The following is an 18,327-nucleotide window of genomic DNA, read 5'->3' as shown; positions in this document are numbered from 1 at the left end:
TCAACCTGCATCTGGCGACGCGCGCGCGGTGCTTGCCGTCAACACTGGGAATTAGAACCGCTCCGGCCGGTACGGCGTCGGATCGATCGCCGGCGTTTCGCCGCTCATCATCTCGGCGAGCAGGCGCCCGGTCGCGGGCCCCAGCGTAAAGCCCTGGTGGCCGTGGCCGAAGTTCATCCAGAGGCCGGGATGGCGTGGGGCAGGGCCGAGCACCGGCAGCATGTCGGGTGTGCAGGGCCGGGTGCCGAACCACGGGGCGGGCTCGACCCGCTTGCCGAGATCGATCAGCTCGCGCGCGGAGGCTTCGGCGCTGGCGAGCTGCACGGGCGTTGCGAGCGCGTCCAGGCCCGTCAACTCCGCGCCGGTGGTGATGCGGATACCCTTCGCCATCGGACCCATGGCGTAGCCACCGGCTTTGTCGACCAGCGGCAGATCGAGCGAGGCGCCACCGCTGTAATGCATGTGGTAGCCGCGCTTGCGCACCAGCGGGATGCGATAGCCGAATTTGAGCAGGAGATCGGGCGACCACGGCCCGAGCGTCACCACGGCGTGGGCGGCGTCGATGTGTCCAACGTCGGTCTCGACCGACCAGCCGGTCGCGGTCTGCCGCAAGCTCTGGGCATCGCCAAGCACGATGGTGCCGCCGAGGCGCTCGAACAGATCGGCATAGGCCGTGACCAGCGCGCCGGGATCGGACACGGTCCAGGTGTCGAGCCAATGGATCGCGCCGGGCAGGTCGTCGCGCAGGACAGGTTCGGCCTTGGCGAGCTCGGCGCCCGAGAGCGCACGAAACCTCACGCCGAACTCGCGCTGGTCCTCTTCCGCCGCCTTGACGGCGAGATCGAACGAAGCTGCGTCGCGATGCAGGTGCCGGTATCCCGCGCGGCGGATCAGATTGTCGGCGTGGGCTTCGCGAATGAGGATGTCGTGCTCCGCCGTCGCGTAGGCGATCAGCCGCGCCCAGGCGTCGATCGCCTCGCGATGCCGCTTCGGCGCCGAATGCCACCAATAGCGGAGCAGGGGCTCGATATGGAGATGAAGCGATGAGAGGCTGTAACGCACGTCGTTGGTGCGGCCAGTCGCGATCTTCAGGAGCGTGGCGAGGTCGCGTGGCATCGGATAGGGGCGCACCGCTTCCGCCTGGATCATCCCGGCATTGCCGTAGCTGGTCTCGCGGCCCGGCTCCCTGCGGTCGATCAGCGTGACGGTCCAGCCGCGCTGCTGGAGGTGCAGCGCCGCGCTGACGCCGATCATGCCGCCGCCGAGGACGATCGCGCTTTGCATTGGAAGAAATTCTCCTGTCAGGCCGTCTGCGGCGTGAGCTTCGGCTCTGCCGTGTTGATGGTCGCGGCGACCACGGCGGACAACGCCGTCATCGCCACGAGGAAGCCGAAGGCGGCATCGAACGATCCGGTTCCGGTCACGATGAAGCCGATCGCCACGGGTGCGACGAAGCCCGCGCTCTGGCCGCCGAGATTGACCATGCCGATGCCGGATCCGATCTGGTCGTCGCGGAGCAGTTTGGTTGGAAGCGCAATCACCGAGGCCAGCACGAAGGATTTGAAGAAATAGACCACCGACTGGTAGGTGATCAGCATCGCGATCGTCTCCGCCTTGTACATGGCGTAGAGGAAGATGCCGGTCAATGCGGAGGCGCCGATCAGCAGATATTTTTCGCGCTCGGCGAAGAACGTCGTCATCACCCAACCGCCGATCGCGGTCGCGATCGTCGCCATCACGAACGGGATCGGCGCCACGATGCCGACGGTCTTGAGGTCGAGCCCGCGCTGCTGGAGCAGATACAGCGGCATCCAGGAATCCAGGCCCTTGTTGACGCAGCTGAGGCCGAACCACACCACCATCAGCTGCCACAGCAGCGGATTCTTCATGAGCTCGCGCATGGGCGCACGGTTCTCGGCCTTCGCCCCCGACGGGTTCGGATCGTTCGCGCCCGGGCGGCCCAGATACGGGACGAGGACGAAATAGGCCACCGCGAAGACAATGCCCGCGATGCCGATCGCGTTGAAGGCATGGCGCCAGCCGAGCCAGAGGATCAACGGCGCCATGATCAGCGGCGCAATCATGCTGCCGGCATAGTTGGACGACAGCAGCAGCGCCGACATCTTCGGCCGGCTGTCCTTCTTGAACACCTCCGCGACGGCGCGGATGCTCGCCGGCGGGAAGCCGCCCTCGGCGATGCCGAATAGGAAGCGGATCGCGATCAGCGAGGTGAGTGACCAGGCAAGACTCGTGAACGCCGTGAACAGCGACCACATCACGATGGTGATGATCACCACATATTTCGATCCGAAGCGGTCGGAGAGCCATCCGCCCGGCACCTGCATCGCGGCATAACCGAGGAAGAACGCGCTGATGACGATGCCGAGATCTGCGGCCTGGAGGTTGAAGTCCTTGCCGATCTGGGCCAGCGCCAGCGAGATCGCCGCGCGGTCGACATAGGAGATGCAGTAGGCGACGTAGAGCAGGACGAATGCGACGACGCTGGTCTTCCTCGGCAATTCCGTCATCCTCGTCTCCGTTGCTCTGCCAGGGCTGGCTTCGGTCGTTGCCGCGTTCAGGTCATTCCCAAATTCTGGTCATTCCCAAGTCAGGAAGCGGGGTGCAGCCGAGAGCGGCGGCGCCACGGCAAGCCGGGCCAGATCGGGCGCCGGCCGGCACAATTGCGCGTCGCCGACGAACGCTGCTTCGAGGCTCGCTGCCACCGCGAGCACGGCGGCGTCACCGCCACGCTGACCGACGATCTGCAGGCCGAAAGGAAGCCCGGCTTCATCGAGGCCAAGAGGAATGCTGATGGCGGGATGGCCGGGAAGCGTGACCGCATAAGCGAGCGCGAGCCAATGGAAGTAGGATTTCGTTGGTACCCCGTCGATCTCCGCGGGATGCGGCTCTGACCACGGCCGCGGACTGAGCGTGATGGTCGGGCTGATCAGCACGTCGCAGCTTTCGAAGAAGCTTTGCCAGGCGCGATAGATCCGCGTCTGCGTCGTTGCGGCGCGCGCGTGATCTTCGAGCGTGTAGCCGAGGCCTTCTTCGACATTGGCGCGGACATTGGGCCCGAGCATCTCGGGCCGCTCCTTGTAGTTCTGGCCATGTGTCGCCAGGAACATGCCTGCACGCAGCACAGCGAAGGCGTCGTCGGCGCCGGAGCAATTCGGCGTCGCCTCGCGGCACTCGGCAAAGAGAGGTGCAAGCTTGCTCACGCGCTGACGGAACACGCGCCGGATCGCCTGCTCGGTCGGGGCGAAGCCGAAATCTTCGGTGAAGGCGAGGCGCAGCCTGCCGAGTTCTGCGGCGCGCGGTGTTGCCCAACGTTCGGCCCCCGCGCGCACAGCCTCGCCGGGCAGCGTATAGGCGAGCGGATCGCGGGCATCGTCGCTCGCCATCACCGACAGCATCAGCGCGGTGTCGGCGACATTGCGCGCCATCGGCCCGTCGGTCGACAAATTGGACCAGCCGAACACGCGCTTCTCGCTGGCGACGAGTCCGTAGGACGGACGCATGCCGACAATGCCCGCGAAGCCCGCCGGATTGCGCAATGAGCCGCCGGTGTCCGAGCCCGAGGCGAGCGGGGCCATGCCGCAGGCGAGCGCCACGGCCGAGCCGCCGGAGGAGCCGGCCGCCGAGCGCATCGGATCGAACGGATTCCCGGTTGCGCCGAACACGGGGTTGCGGGTGTTGCCGCCGGCCGCCCATTCCGGCGTGTTGGTCTTGCCGAAGATGATGGCGCCAGCCGCGCGCAGCCGCGCGACCGAGGCCTGGTCGGCGAGCGGGACGTTGTCCGTATGCAACGGGCTGCCATAGGTGGTGCGCAGGCGAGCAGTGTCCTGGGTGTCCTTGATGAGAACAGGGAGCCCGTGAAGGGCGCCATCATCCTCGCCGCGCAGGATGGCGGCCTCGGCTTCCCTGGCAGCGGCGCGAGCGCCTGATACGTCCAGCGTCACGACGGCGTTGACGGCGGGATTGACGGTGGCGATCCGCGACAGGCACGATTCCAGCAGCTCGACGGGTGAGATGTCCCGGGCGGACAGGCGGCGCCGCAGCTCAACGGCGCTGGAATCGCAAAGGTCGGACAATGCCAATCCCTTTCAAAATTTGAAAACCATTTAGCATATCGGAAAGTGAAAGCCGCGCACCAATATTCGTCAGAACCGGCAGTTTCATGCACAAATGCTGGTTTACCTGCCCAAGCCGCGACCAGATGCGGAACCTAGCGCCGCCCTCAGTCGAAAAAATTAGGTGGATCGGTCAAACAATTTTTCGGCGGCCGTGATACCCTCGCTCGATGAGCGAGATCATGACGACGCCGGGGGGCGCCAACTCCCAGCTCGGCCAATGCCTCAAGGCTGCCCGTCAGGCGCGGGGGCTGACGCTCAAGCAGGTGGCGGAGCGGACCGGCATGGCACTCTCGACCCTGTCCAAGGTCGAGAACGGCCTGATGTCGCTGACCTATGACAAGCTGCTCCAGCTCACCTCCGGCTTGAAGATGGAGATCGCCGAGCTGTTCAATCCGGTGCCCCCGCGTCCCGAGCAGAGCCGGCCGGTCACGGCGCGACGGAGCATCAGCCGCGCCGGGCAGGGGCAGGTGATCACGACCGGATTCTACACCTACACCTATCAATGCACCGATCTGATCGGCAAACGCATGGTGCCGATCCTGGCCGAAGTCCGGGCGCGCTCGCTGGAGGAGTTCGGTCCGCTGCTGCGCCACGCCGGTGAGGAATATTTCGTGGTGACGAGCGGACGCGTTGCCGTCCACACCGAGTTCTACGCGCCGGAGATCCTGGGCGAGGGCGACGGCATCTATCTCGACAGCACCATGGGCCACGCCTACCTCAACGCCGGCGAAGCACCTGCTGCGAAAGGCGTCTGCCTCTGCACCAGCGAGGCGCCCGACCTCTATGATCAGCTCCGCCGGATCGCATCGCGCGACGTGGCGCCGATCGAAGGCGACCCACCGTCGCTCTGAAGTCGGCAACGAGAGCGCTGAACGAAAAACGCCCGGCCGAGGCCGGGCGTTTCTGATTGGGGCTCGTCTATTCGCCGCCGCCGAAGCGGCGCGACCACCAGCCGGCACGACGCGGTGCGGCCGACGTTTCGCTTGCCGCTGCGGGCGCGGGCTCCGGAGCCGGTGCGGGCGGGGCAACCGGCTCGGCCGCCTGAGCAACCGGTGCCGGTTCACTCTGGCTGCTCGACAGGAAGCTCACCTTCTCCCGAACTGTCGAACGGCGTCGTGCAGCCTTGTCGTCGGCGTGCTCTTCGTCCGCGGCAGCAGGAGCCGGCTCAGGCTGGGCCGTTGCCTCGATCTTTGCCTCGGCGCGCGGCTCTGGCTGGGTGACCTGTGGCTGCGAGGTGTGCTCGGCCTGCGCGATCGAGGGCGCAGCCTCGCCGCCAAAAGCGTCGAAATCGGCGACTGCTTCAGTCGCTTCCGACGGCGCATTGGCCGCGAGCTCGTCGCCGATGGAGCCGGCGAGACCTTCCTCACCAGGACCGCGACGGCGGCGTCCGCCACGGCGACCACGCCGGCGACGGCGATCGGCGCTGCCCTGCTGCTCGCCACGGGCTGCCTGTTCCTCGCCTTCCTCGCCGTCCGGCTCGGCCTCTGCATCCTCTTCGCCTTCGCCGGCTGCCAGGGCCGTCTCAGCAATAGCGGGAGCGCCATCTTCGCGCGTCTCCTCGTCGCGCGGGCCACCGCGACCGCGGCGACGACGGCGACGCTTGCGGCGCTGGCTGTCCTGTTCGGTCGCGGCGTCGCCTGCGGCCTGCTCCTCGACGAGACCCTCGGTCTCCTCGGTCTCGACCTCGGATTCGGTCTCGGGATCGAACTCCTCGTCGTCATAGGCTTCTTCGACCAGGGGCGGCGGGCTTGCGGCCGCCTGGGCCGCCAGCAGAGCCTTGGCGGCTTCCAGCGTATGCACCTGCTCGCCGCGGTCGATGACATAGGCCTGAGGCCCGTTGACGCTCGGGTCGGCGATGACCGCCAACGTGACCTTGAAGCCGTTCTCGAGGTCGCGCAGATGGCCGCGCTTGTGGTTCAGCACATAGAGCGCGACGTCGGTGCGGGTGCGGACCACCAGATTGTGGGTCGCGCCTTTCATCAGGATCTCTTCGAGGCCGCGCAGCAATTGGAGCGCAACCGAGGACACCGAGCGCACATGGCCGGTGCCGCCGCAATGCGTGCAGGGATCGGTCGAGGATTCCAGCACGCTGGCGCGGATGCGCTGGCGTGACATCTCCAGCAGGCCGAAATGCGAGATGCGTCCGACCTGGATCCGCGCGCGGTCCTGCCGGAGGCAATCGGACAGCTTGCGTTCGACCGCCCGATTGTTGCGCTTCTCGTCCATGTCGATGAAGTCGATGACGATCAGGCCGGCGAGGTCGCGCAGCCGAAGCTGACGCGCGACTTCCTCGGAAGCCTCGAGATTGGTCTTGAGCGCGGTGTCCTCGATATGATGCTCGCGCGTCGAACGTCCGGAGTTGACGTCGATCGAGACCAGCGCTTCGGTCTGGTTGATCACGATGTAGCCGCCGGAGCGCAGCTGCACGGTCGGCGAGAACATCGCATCCAGCTGGCTTTCGACGCCCATGCGCGAGAACAACGGCTGGCCGTCGCGATACTGCTTCACCGCGCTCACATTGGCGGGCATCAGCATCTTCATGAAGTCGCGCGCTTCACGGTAGCCGGATTCGCCGGCAACGGAGATTTCGTCGATCTCCTTGTTGTAGAGGTCGCGCAGCGAGCGCTTGATCAGCGAGCCTTCCTCGTAGACGAGGGTCGGGGCCTGCGACTTCAGCGTCATGTCGCGCACCGTCTCCCACATCCGGATCAGGTACTCGAAATCGCGCTTGATCTCGGGCTTGGTGCGGGCGGCACCCGCCGTGCGCAGAATGATCCCCATGCCCTCGGGCACGTCGAGATCCTGCACCACTTCCTTCAGGCGTGAACGGTCCTGCGCGCTCGTGATCTTGCGGCTGATGCCGCCGCCGCGCGCGGTGTTCGGCATCAAGACGGCATAGCGGCCGGCGAGCGAGAGGTAGGTCGTCAGCGCCGCGCCCTTGTTGCCGCGCTCTTCCTTGACGACCTGCACCAACATCACCTGGCGGCGCTTGATGACTTCCTGGATCTTGTACTGGCGGCGGGGGCGGAAGGTGCGCTCCGGCACTTCCTCCAGCACATCGTCGCCACCGACGGATTCAACAACGTCCTCTTCGGCTTCCTCGTCGTCCTCGTCTTCGTCGTCGTCCTCGGCCGTTGCTTCGGAGTCGTGATGCGGAGCCTGCGCACTCTCGCTGGCGGCGTACACGGCGTCGGCGGGCTCAGTAGCCGACGTCACGGCCTCGGCAAGATCGTCGGCGTGTGCGTCGGAGGCAATCTCTTGCGGTTCGGCAACGGCCTCTGCGGCGACCACGGGCTCGGCGCCGATCGCTGCGACGGGCGCCGGTGCCTCGTCGGCATGATCATGGTCGTGGTGGTCGTGCTCGCCGTGATGACCGTGGTCGCCATGATCGTGGGCGTGATGATCGTCACCATGGGCATGATGATGGTCGTCGTGGTCATGGCCTTCGTGGTCATGCGCTTCGTGGCCGTGATCGTGATGATCGTGGCCATCGTGATGCTCTGCGGCGTGCAGGTGCTCGCCCTCGTGCGACGCGCCCTCGGGCAGGGCCTCGCCCTGGACCTGCCGGGCCGCGGGATCGCCTTCGACGATTTCGCTGCGGACGCGCTCGCCATGACTACGGCGGCGGGAATTGCGGTGGCGGGAGCGGCGGCGGCCCTGGGAGCGGTTCTCGCTCTCTTCCTCGGCCTCGCGATGGGCCTGCTCCTCGGCTTCGATCAGCGCCTGCCGGTCGGCAACCGGGATCTGGTAGTAGTCGGGATGGATTTCGCTGAAGGCGAGGAAGCCGTGGCGGTTGCCGCCATATTCGACGAAAGCGGCCTGCAGCGAGGGTTCGACTCTTGTGACCTTGGCGAGGTAGATATTCCCGCGCAGTTGCTTGCGTTGCGCGGTCTCGAAATCAAACTCTTCGACGCGATTGCCGCGGACCACGACGACCCGGGTCTCTTCCGGGTGGGTGGCATCGATCAACATCTTGTTGGGCATGTCTTAACTCTTGGCGGCGGCGGGCGCGATTCACCGTGGGCGCCATCAGCGCTGCCGGGTGACGCGACGGTCCACCTGATTCGGGGGTGAGGGGAAGGCCGAAACGCCGTCTCTCGCGCCTTGCCGAACCGAAAGCCGGAGGACCAAAGCGGCGCGCGGAATTTTCACTCCGCAGCGTCGCGAATGGTCCTTCAGAATTGGTCGGCACAGTCTGGCGCATCAAGCGTCGGCCCGTATGAAACATTGGGCGGCGGGGCCGCCCCTCAATCAGTTGCTGTTGGCCAGGCATGGCGCGAGCGCGCTCGCCTTGGGTATTACGAACCGCTCCCTTGGGATTAAGGGACCGGGTAACGGGTTGCGCCGCTGTCAGAACCGTCCCGGAAACGTGGTGGTAACCGGGAACCGTCCGCCGCCGGGGCTTGCCCCGCTCCACCTTGCTGCCGCGCACCGCGCTGGACTTAGAGGGGAACGGAAAAACGCTGGAATTCCCAAACCTTGAGAGTTCCGGCGCTGCACCGGGAGGCTGAATGCGACACAACCGGAAATATCGGCCGTCAGCATTCCGTACATACGTGGATTGGGCCATCCGTGCAAGGAGCGTCGCACGGCGGTCACAGTCAGCGAGTTTCGCGTGTCCGTCATTAAGGATCGTTTAACCCTGTGGTTCTATTGCGTTAAAGAGGCTGCTCGGAGGCACGGAATCGGTGGCGAGCCGCGCAAATCAAAGGATCCTGCTGGGATGCGTGCTGCTCTGCGCGTCGGCATTGCCGTGTGCTGATTCCTCGCGCCTGAAGGCCGCCGAAAGTCAGCCTCAACTCCCTGTTGCATCAGCGAATTTCCCGACGGCCTCGGCCGCCCGGCTGGCCGGTGACGGGCGGCAAACCCGCTTTGTCCTCGACATCGATCAGGCCGTGACCTTCCGCGCCGTCACCTTGGCTGACCCGTACCGGGTGGTGGTCGACGTGCCCCAGGTCAATTTTCAACTTCCCGCCGGAACCGGGTCCGGCGGACGCGGCCTGGTCAAGGCCTTCCGCTATGGGCTGGTGATGCCCGGCGGCTCCCGAATCGTGTTCGACCTGACGGGCCCGGCCAAGATCGCCAATTCCTACGTGGTGGAGGCTGCCAACGGTCAGCCGGCGCGGCTGGTGCTCGAACTGGAGGAGGTCGAGCGCACCGCCTTCGTGCCGTCGCTGGCTCCGGAAAACCGCCCTGAGCTGCGGCCGGCAATTGCCGATCCGCCGCCCGCGACGGTTCCCGCATCTGCACACCCTGAAGCCGGGCAGAAGGCCGATGGCCGCGCGGTGGTCGTGATCGATCCCGGCCATGGCGGCATCGACAACGGCACGCAGTCGAGCGGCGAGAGCGAGAAGAATCTGGTGCTGGCCTTTGGCCTGGCGCTGCGCGAACGGCTGGAAAAGACCGGCAAATATCGCGTGGTGATGACACGGGACGACGACACTTTCATCCCGCTCAACGACCGGGTCAAAGTCGCCCGCAGCCTCAAGGCGGCGTTGTTCGTCTCTATCCATGCCGACGCTCTGCCGCGCGCCGAGGGCGATGCGCAGGGCGCGACCATCTACACATTATCCGACAAAGCCTCCGACGCCGAGGCGCAGCGGCTGGCGGATGCGGAAAACCGGGCGGACGCCATCGCCGGCTTCAACCTCGCGGAGGAGCCGACCGATGTCGCCGACATCCTGATCGATCTCACCCAGCGGGAAACCCGCACCTTTTCAAGTCGTTTTGCCCGCCTGTTGATGGGCGAAATGAAGTCGACCGTGCGGATGCACAAGCATCCCCTGAAGTCAGCCGGCTTCCGGGTGCTGAAGGCGCCCGACGTGCCGTCGGTCCTGGTCGAGATCGGTTATGTCTCCAACAAGGGCGACCTCGAGCATCTGGTCTCCGAGGGATGGCGGTCGCGTGCCGTGGGTTCGATGGCGCAGGCGATCGACGGGTTTTTGGCCAAGCGGATGGCCACGGCCGGATCGTCCAATTGACGACCGGCCGGATCGTCGAATTTACGACCGGGGGATCGTCATATTGACGACCCGGGGATCGTCGAATTGAGAGTGATTTTCCGTCCCACCGCAAAAGCCCTAGTTTGGCCACAGCGGGCGCTTTATAAAAACGCCGCAGGGGGTTCCGGAATCGGCGAGAATCCCGCTCGGCAAGCGTCTTGGGTCCGGCACTGCTAGTATTGAGTAAGGCCGGTGAATTCGCGATGGTTTGGTGCCTGTTTTCGGGTGCTGAGGGCTGATCTTAAGCTGGTCTTGGGCTGATCTTTGGGCTGATCTTTGGGCTGATCCAGAGTTTGAACGGATAAACAGATAATGCGCTTGCTGGTGCGGTTCATGGGCTTCCTGTTCGCCGCGGGAACGGTGTTGTTCCTTGTCGGGGTCGGTGCCATCGCAGGCCTGATCTGGCATTTCTCCAAGGACTTGCCGGACTACTCTCAGCTTCAGGATTACGAGCCGCCGGTGATGACCCGCGTGCACGCGACCGACGGCTCGCTGCTCGGCGAATACGCCAAGGAGCGGCGGCTTTACCTCCCGATCCAGGCGGTGCCGAAGCTCGTGATCAATGCCTTCCTCGCGGCCGAGGACAAGAATTTCTACGAGCATGGCGGCATCGACTACACCGGCATGGCGCGCGCCGGCGTGGTCTACATCCAGAACTACGGCTCCAACCGCCGTCCGCAGGGCGCTTCCACGATCACCCAGCAGGTCGCCAAGAACTTCCTTCTGACCAACGAGGTCTCCTTCGCCCGCAAGATCAAGGAAGCCTTGCTGGCGATGCGGATCGAGAAGACCTACTCGAAGGACAAGATCCTCGAGCTGTATCTGAATGAAATCTATCTGGGCCTAGGTGCCTACGGAATCGCGGCGGCGTCCCTGGTTTATTTCGACAAGTCGGTGAACGAGCTGACGGTGGCGGAGGCGTCCTATCTGGCGGCGCTGCCGAAGATGCCCGCGACCCTGCATCCCGTCCGCAACCGCGACCGCGCCATCGAGCGGCGCAACTACGTGATCGATCGTCTGGTTGAGAACGGCTGGGTCAAGCAGGCCGACGCCGACAAGGCGCGCAAGGAGCCGCTGGCCGTGACCAGCCGTTCCAATGGCGCCCACACCTTCGCCGGCGAATATTTCGCCGAGGAAGTGCGCCGCGACATCTTCGAGCGCTATGGCGAGAAGAAGCTGTACGAGGGCGGCCTCTCGGTCCGCACCACGCTCGATCCGAAGATCCAGGTCATGGCGCGCAAGACCATGGTCGCCGGTCTCGTGAACTATGACGAGCAGCAGGGCTATCGCGGCGCCATCAGCAAGCTCGATATTTCAGGCGACTGGGGCGTGAAGCTCGCCGAGATCAAGTCTCTGTCCGATATCTCGCCGTGGCGCATGGCGGTGGTGCTGGAGACCAGCGATCAGTCGGCGCGCATCGGCTTCCAGCCGAGCCGCGAGCTCGGCGGCGCCGTCAGCAAGCAGCGCGAGACCGGTCTCATCACGCTCGACGGTATCAAATGGGCGAGAGCGGCCTCGGGGGCTGCGAAGGGCAGGGCGGCAAGCGCAGTGTCGCAGGTGCTCCAGCCCGGCGACGTGATCTACGCCGATCCGCTATACAAGGACGCCCAGCCTGTCGAAGGCCAGTACCGGCTGCGCCAGATTCCCGAAGTGTCCGGCGCGATGGTGGTGATGGACCCCTGGACCGGCCGCGTGCTGGCGATGGTCGGCGGCTTCTCGTTCGACCAGAGCCAGTTCAACCGCGCCACGCAGGCCTATCGGCAGCCCGGTTCGTCGTTCAAGCCGATCGTCTATTCGGCCGCGCTCGACAACGGCTATACGCCCTCGACTGTCGTGCTCGACGCGCCCATCGAGATCGACCAGGGCCAGGGCGCGGGCGTGTGGCGGCCTGAAAACTTCTCCTCGGGCAAATTCCAGGGGCCGGTGACGTTGCGCAATGCGCTGCGGCAGTCGCTCAACACGGTGACGGTGCGCCTCGCCCAGGACATCGGCATGCCCCTGATCGGTGAATATGCCCGCCGCTTCGGCGTTTATGACGAACTGCCGAACTATCTTTCCTACGCGCTCGGCGCCGGCGAGACCACGGCGATGCGCATGGTCACGGCCTATTCGATGCTCGCCAATGGCGGCCGCCGGGTGAAGCCGACCCTGATCGACCGGATCCAGGATCGCTACGGCCACACCATCTTCAAGCACGACCAGCGCGAATGCCGCGGCTGCGACGCTCCGGGTGGTTGGAAGAACCAGAACGAGCCGCAGCTGATCGACCGCCGCGAGCAGGTGCTGGATTCCATGACCGCCTATCAGATCACCGAGCTGATGGAAGGCGTGGTCCAGGCCGGTACCGCGACCGTGGTCAAGCAGGTCGGCAAGCCGATCGCCGGCAAGACCGGCACCACCAACGAGGCCAAGGACGCCTGGTTCGTCGGCTTCTCGCCCGACGTCGCCGTCGCCATCTATATGGGCTACGATAAGCCGCGTCCGCTCGGCAAGGGTAACGCTGCGACCGGCGGCCATCTGGCAGCTCCCATCGCACGCGACTTCCTTCAGCTCGCGCTCGCCGACAAGCCCGCGGTCCCGTTCAAGGTGCCGGCCGGCATCAAGCTGGTGCGGGTCGTCGCCAAGTCCGGCATGCGCGCCGGTCCGGGCGAGACCGGCGGAACCATCCTCGAAGCCTTCAAGCCGGGCACGGCGCCGCCGGATAATTATTCGGTCATCGGCGTTGCCGATGCCGACGGCCGCATGCCGGCATCGCAGCAGCAGCAGCCGGATTCCGGTTTCTTCATGCGGCCGGGCACCGGCGGGCTGTACTAGGGCTTAGGACAAGACAGATGTTCGTCGCCGCGGCGGTTGCGCTTTGCAGCCGTCGCCGCTACATCCCGATGTCATTAGACGCGGAACAATCCCGCGAGACCAGAGAATCACATGCGCGCCGAAATCGAACGGTTGGTAGAAGAGATCAAGCAGTCTGTCGGGCTGCTGAGGAGGCATCTTTGACGTCGAGAAATCGACGGCGCGCCTCGCTGAGCTGAACAAGCTCGCAGAAGATCCCAACCTCTGGAACGATCCCCAGAAAGCCCAGAAATTGATGCAGGAGCGCACCTCGCTTGAGGATGCGCTCTCCGGCATCGGCAAGGTCGAGCAGGAGCTCGAAGACGACATCGGCATGATCGAACTCGGCGAAGCCGAGGGCGATGAGGGCGTCGTCAAGGAAGCCGAAGCCGCGCTCAAGACCCTCAAGAAGGAAGTCGCCCGACGCGAGCTCGAGGCGCTGCTGTCGGGCGAGGCCGATAGTTTCGATTCCTATCTCGAAGTGCATGCCGGCGCCGGCGGCACCGAGAGCCAGGACTGGGCGCAGATGCTGCTCCGCATGTACTCGCGCTGGGCCGAAACCCGCGGCTTCAAGGTCGAGATGTTGGAAGAGTCCGAGGGCGAAGAGGCCGGTATCAAGTCCGCGACCATCCAGGTCTCCGGCCACAACGCCTATGGCTGGCTCAAGACCGAGGCGGGCGTGCACCGCCTGGTGCGGATCTCGCCGTTCGATTCCAATGCGCGGCGGCACACCTCGTTCTCATCCGTAGCTGTGTTTCCGGTGATCGACGACACCATCAAGATCGACATCAAGGAATCCGACGTTCGCGTCGACACCATGCGCTCCGGTGGTGCCGGCGGCCAGCACGTCAACAAGACCGAGTCCGCGGTACGGCTGACGCATATCCCGACCGGCGTCGCCGTGGTCTGCCAGGCCGGCCGCTCGCAGCACAAGAACAAGGCGCAGGCCTGGGACATGCTGCGCGCCCGGCTTTACCAGATCGAGCTGAAGCGGCGGGAAGAGAAAGCCGCCGCCGACCAGGCCGCCAAGACCGACATCGGCTGGGGCCACCAGATCCGCTCCTACGTGCTGCAACCGTACCAGATGGTGAAAGATCTGCGCACGGGTGTGCAGACCTCCGACACGTCGGGCGTACTCGGCGGCGATCTCGACGACTTCATGGCCGCGACCCTGGCGCAGCGCGCCTTCGGCACTCCCGGCGCCGATATCGAGGATGTCGACTGATGCCGCGGATCGCCTTCATCGGGCTTGGGCGGATGGGCCATGGCATGGCCGGCCGCTATCTCGATGCTGGCTTCACGGTGACCGTGTGGAATCGCAGCAAGGCCAAGGCGGAAGATCTGCTCGCGCGCGGCGCGCAGTGGGCGACCTCGCCTGAGGACGCGGCGATCGACGCCGACGCGGTCGTGACCATGGTCGCCGATGACGAGGCCTCGCGCGCCGTCTGGCTCGGGCCCGAGGGCGCAGCCAAGACGGCGAAGGCCGGCACCATCGCGATCGAATGCTCCACCGTCTCCTATGACCATGCGCGCGAGATGGGCCGCGAAATGAATGCGCGCGGGCTGATCTATATCGATTGCCCCGTGACGGGATTGCCGGATGCGGCCGCCAGCGGAAAGCTGACGCTGCTCGTTGGTGCCGATGCCGCCGATCTCGAACGCGCGCGGCCCTATCTCGAACCGATCGGCTCGACCATCCGCCATTTCGGCGCGGTCGGCGCCGGCACGGTCTACAAGCTGATCAACAATCTGATGGGCGCGATCCAGATCGCCGGCCTCGCCGAGGGGCTTGCCATTGCCGAGCAGGCCGGGCTCGACATGAATCTCGTGCTGGACTCGATTCAGGCTGGCGTTGCCGCAAGTCCGCAGGTGCAGCGTCACTCCAGGCGCATGGTCGCCCGCGATTTTTCCGGAGCGACGTTCACGGCGTCGCTGCGGCACAAGGATGCCGCCTACGCGGTGAAGCTCGCCGAGAGCCTGCTGGCCGACAAGCCGCTGGTCGCACGCGCCGCGGTCGAGGCCTACGCGCAGGCGAAGGCCGCGATGCCTGACGACGACGAAGGCAAGATGATCGAGCTGGTGTCGCGGCCGAAGAAACCATCTTAGCGGATCACATCGAGATGGGGCAGCCTCGTTCGGAACGCGGTCTCGGCATTGCCCTCGTCATATCAGCCGCGATTGCCTGGAGCACGGCGCCGTTCTTCACGCGGCTTCTGCCGTTCGATCCCTGGACCATCCTGTTCTGGCGCGGCCTGTTCGGCGGCAGCCTGATCACGGTGTTTCTCGTCGTGATGCAGGGACGCGGCGCGCTGCGGAAATTGGTCGTTCCGGGGAAGGGCGGCTTGCTCGTCGCGTCATTGTCCACGGTCGCCATGGTCTCCTTCATTCCCGCTCTTCAGATCACCAACGTCATGAATGTCGCGGTACTGATCGCAACGCAGCCCTTCGTTGCGGCTGCGCTGGCATGGCTGTGGCTGGGTGAGGCCGCGACATGGCGGACGCTGATCGCGAGCCTGATTGCTTTTGTCGGCGTGGCCGTCACGGTGGGCGGCGTGCAGGCCGGCGCCGATCTCGGCGGCGTCGCTCTGAGCTGCCTGATGGTGCTCGCCGTCTCCGCCATGACGGTGGTCATCCGGCGCTACCGGCAGACGTCTATGGTGGCGGCAGCCGCACTCTCCAATTTCCTGGGAAGTCTCGTCAGTCTGCCGTTTGCCCGCGATCTCGCACATGTGGGCGGAGCTGATCTTCTGACTCTCGCTATGTTCGGCTGCCTCCAGGTCGCACTCGGCCTGACGCTGTTCGTGCTCGGCTCGCGCTTCTTGCCGTCGAGCCAGTCGTCCCTGATCGCGACGCTGGAGACGCCGCTGATGCCGTTCTGGATCTGGCTTGCCTTTCGCGAGATACCTGCGGTCCACGCCCTTGTTGGCGGTGCCCTGGTCATTGGGGCGGTGGTTGCGGATATCGCGGTTGACGCGCGAAGTCGCGATCGATCCTGAATCTCGCCCTTTCCGCGGAAATCGGGTGGCAATTTTGGTCGCGCAGTCCTAGCAGGTCGGACCATCGCTGTGAGACGCCATGCCCTCGAACGACAACCGGATCGACACGCGAGACTGGTCGCTGCTCGCTTTGCTCTCGGTGCTCTGGGGCGGCTCGTTCTTCTTCAATGGCGCGGCGTTGCGCGAATTGCCGCCGCTGACGTTGGTGCTTTTGCGTGTCGCGCTTGGCGCGGCCGTTCTGCTGCCGCTGCTCCGCATGCAGGGCATCAGTTTCCCCCGGGGCATCGCCGGCTGGAAGCCGTTCGTCGCGATTGGGCTCCTCAACAACGTCATCCCGTTCTCGCTGATCGTGATCGGCCAGACTTTCATTCCAAGCGGGCTGGCGTCGGTCCTGAATGCCACCACGCCGCTGTTCACGGTGATCGTGATGGCGGCGGCAGGCGAAGAGGCCTTACGGCTCCGCCGCGTCGCCGGCGTAGCACTGGGCCTCGCCGGCGTGATCATCCTGCGCGGATGGGGCGTCGAGACACGGGCGGGGCAGGGGCTGGGCATCCTGCTCTGCCTCGGCGGCGCCTTCAGCTATGGCTTTGCGGCGCTGGCAGCGCGACGGTTGTTGAGGGACTCCCCGCCGCTGGGGACGGCAGCATTTCAACTGATGGCTTCCACGGTGATGATGTCGATCGTCGCCGGCGCAGTGGAGCAGCCGTGGCGTCTACGAATGCCGGGCGTGACGATTTGGCTGGCGGTGCTCGGCCTTGCCGGCCTGTCGACGGCGCTCGCCTATATCGTCTTCTTCCAGATCCTGCGGCGGTCGGGTGCGACCAATGTGATGCTGGTGACGCTGCTCATTCCCGTCACCGCCATTCTTCTGGGATGGCTGGTGCTGGGCGAGCCGATCTCCCTGCGTGAAATCGCGGGCGCGATCGTGATCGGCAGCGCATTGCTGGTGATCGACGGGCGCGTTCTGAACCTGCTGCGGCGCGGCACATAGTTCTGGAGCGCTCGTTTCACCTCACGGAAAATCGCGGCGCTTGCCAGCCGTAAGCGAGCTTGCGACACTGCCGGCAAAACAAGACTATAAAACAGGGGAGAGAACGATGCCGGGTCGTCGCAATAACCTTGCTGCCCTCGCCATTCTAGCTGCCGGCGTGCTCGTCACGACACCGGCCCTGGCGCAGAAAAAGTACGATCCCGGCGCCACCGACACTGAAATCAAGCTTGGCAATATCATGCCCTATAGCGGGCCGGCGTCGTCCTATGGCGTGATCGGCAAGACCGAGGCCGCGTTCTTCAAGATGATCAATGACCAGGGCGGCATCAACGGCCGCAAGATCAATTTCATCAGCTATGACGACGCCTATTCGCCGCCAAAGGCGATCGAGCAGGCGCGCAAGCTGGTCGAGAGCGACGAGGTGTTGCTGATCTTCCAGCCGCTCGGCACGCCTTCGAACTCCGCGATCATGAAATACATGAATTCCAAGAAGGTGCCGCAGCTCTTCGTCGCCTCCGGCGGCACCAAGTTCGGCGACCCCAAGAATTTTCCATGGACCATGGGATTTCAGCCGAACTACCAGAGCGAGGGGCGGATCTACGCGAAATATATCCGTGACAAGTTTCCGAACAGCAAGATCGCGGTGTTCTGGCAGAACGACGACGCCGGCAAGGACCAGTTCAAGGGCCTGAAGGACGGGCTTGGCGACAAGGCCAATATGATCATCGCCGACAAATCCTATGAGGTCAGCGATCCCTCGATCGACTCGCAGATCGTTGCGCTTCACGATTCCGGCGCCGACATCTTCTTCTCATGGGCCGCGCCGAAAGGCTCGGCACAGGCGATCCGGAAAGTCGGCGAACTCGGCTGGAAGCCAAAATTCTTCCTGGCTAACACTGCGACCTCGGTCGCCTCGGTGCTCAAGCCCGCCGGGCTCGACTATTCCAAGGACATCATCTCGACCGTCTATCTGAAGGACCCGACCGATCCGACCTGGGACAAGGATCCTGCGGTGATCAAATGGCGCGAGTTCATGGACAAATATTACCCTGACGGCGACAAGGCGAATTCCAACAATGTTTACGGCTACGTCCAGGCCGAGGCGATGGCGCAGGTGCTGAAGCAGTGCGGCGACAATCTCACGCGAGACAACGTGATGAAGCAGGCCACGAACCTGAAGGATTTTCACACCGACCTGATGCTGCCCGGCATCATGGTCAACACCTCGGCCGACGATTATTTCCCGATCGAGCAGATGCAGCTGATGCGCTTCAACGGGCAGGCCTGGGAGCTGTTCGGCGACGTCATCACCGGTGAGGTCGGCCACGAGCGCGGCCAGTAGTCAAAGCTGGCTGCGGAGTGAAGTCGCG

General features: G+C 64.9%; 12 protein-coding genes. 8 read left to right on the top strand and 4 right to left on the bottom strand.

Going from position 1 to position 18,327, the window contains the following annotated elements; all coding sequences use genetic code 11:
* Nucleotides 1–51: 51 nt before the first annotated feature.
* From ACVIN2_RS03605 to ACVIN2_RS03595, 3 genes are all read right to left on the bottom strand, one after another.
* A complete protein-coding gene (locus tag ACVIN2_RS03605; RefSeq protein WP_456764520.1) occupies nucleotides 52–1,284 on the bottom strand; it encodes an NAD(P)/FAD-dependent oxidoreductase in 1,233 nt (410 codons plus the stop codon).
* Nucleotides 1,285–1,301: 17 nt separating this feature from the next.
* Nucleotides 1,302–2,528, bottom strand: a complete 1,227-nt coding sequence (locus ACVIN2_RS03600) for an MFS transporter (protein ID WP_456764519.1) — start codon at nucleotides 2,526–2,528, stop codon at nucleotides 1,302–1,304.
* A 69-nt stretch (nucleotides 2,529–2,597) separates the two neighbouring features.
* Nucleotides 2,598–4,094 (bottom strand): amidase, encoded by a 1,497-nt coding sequence (locus ACVIN2_RS03595; RefSeq protein ID WP_456764518.1) that lies wholly within the window; start codon nucleotides 4,092–4,094, stop codon nucleotides 2,598–2,600.
* 209 nt (nucleotides 4,095–4,303) lie between these two features.
* Between ACVIN2_RS03595 and ACVIN2_RS03590 the strand changes: the two genes are divergently transcribed.
* Nucleotides 4,304–4,987: a helix-turn-helix domain-containing protein gene (locus tag ACVIN2_RS03590; RefSeq protein WP_456764517.1), complete on the top strand. Its 684-nt coding sequence runs from the start codon at nucleotides 4,304–4,306 to the stop codon at nucleotides 4,985–4,987.
* 67 nt (nucleotides 4,988–5,054) lie between these two features.
* On the opposite strand, the gene ACVIN2_RS03585 is transcribed toward ACVIN2_RS03590, so the two are convergent.
* Nucleotides 5,055–8,120, bottom strand: coding sequence for an Rne/Rng family ribonuclease (locus ACVIN2_RS03585; protein WP_456764516.1), 3,066 nt, complete (start codon nucleotides 8,118–8,120; stop codon nucleotides 5,055–5,057).
* Between the two features lie 704 nt (nucleotides 8,121–8,824).
* Here ACVIN2_RS03585 and ACVIN2_RS03580 point away from each other — a divergent pair.
* From ACVIN2_RS03580 to ACVIN2_RS03550, 7 genes are all read left to right on the top strand, one after another.
* Complete coding sequence (locus tag ACVIN2_RS03580) at nucleotides 8,825–10,117, top strand: N-acetylmuramoyl-L-alanine amidase (protein WP_456764515.1); 1,293 nt, start codon at nucleotides 8,825–8,827, stop codon at nucleotides 10,115–10,117.
* Between the two features lie 333 nt (nucleotides 10,118–10,450).
* Complete coding sequence (locus tag ACVIN2_RS03575) at nucleotides 10,451–12,952, top strand: penicillin-binding protein 1A (protein ID WP_354054830.1); 2,502 nt, start codon at nucleotides 10,451–10,453, stop codon at nucleotides 12,950–12,952.
* 111 nt (nucleotides 12,953–13,063) lie between these two features.
* A protein-coding gene (gene prfB, locus ACVIN2_RS03570; protein WP_456764514.1) for a peptide chain release factor 2 occupies nucleotides 13,064–14,195 on the top strand; the annotation gives its coding sequence in 2 pieces (ribosomal slippage) (nucleotides 13,064–13,132 and nucleotides 13,134–14,195; 1,131 coding nt in all).
* Nucleotides 14,195–15,076 (top strand): NAD(P)-dependent oxidoreductase, encoded by an 882-nt coding sequence (locus ACVIN2_RS03565; protein ID WP_456764513.1) that lies wholly within the window; start codon nucleotides 14,195–14,197, stop codon nucleotides 15,074–15,076. Before prfB ends, ACVIN2_RS03565 begins: the two co-directional genes overlap by 1 nt.
* A gap of 14 nt (nucleotides 15,077–15,090) precedes the next feature.
* Nucleotides 15,091–15,966 (top strand): DMT family transporter, encoded by an 876-nt coding sequence (locus ACVIN2_RS03560; protein ID WP_456764512.1) that lies wholly within the window; start codon nucleotides 15,091–15,093, stop codon nucleotides 15,964–15,966.
* Between the two features lie 79 nt (nucleotides 15,967–16,045).
* Nucleotides 16,046–16,957: a DMT family transporter gene (locus ACVIN2_RS03555; RefSeq protein WP_456764511.1), complete on the top strand. Its 912-nt coding sequence runs from the start codon at nucleotides 16,046–16,048 to the stop codon at nucleotides 16,955–16,957.
* Nucleotides 16,958–17,063: 106 nt separating this feature from the next.
* Nucleotides 17,064–18,299, top strand: a complete 1,236-nt coding sequence (locus tag ACVIN2_RS03550) for an ABC transporter substrate-binding protein (RefSeq protein WP_456764510.1) — start codon at nucleotides 17,064–17,066, stop codon at nucleotides 18,297–18,299.
* The last annotated feature ends 28 nt before the right edge of the window (nucleotides 18,300–18,327 follow it).

Source organism: Bradyrhizobium sp. USDA 3650, assembly GCF_054057395.1.
Note: the sequence above shows the minus strand (reverse complement) of the source record. Positions and strands in the feature narration are given on the sequence as shown.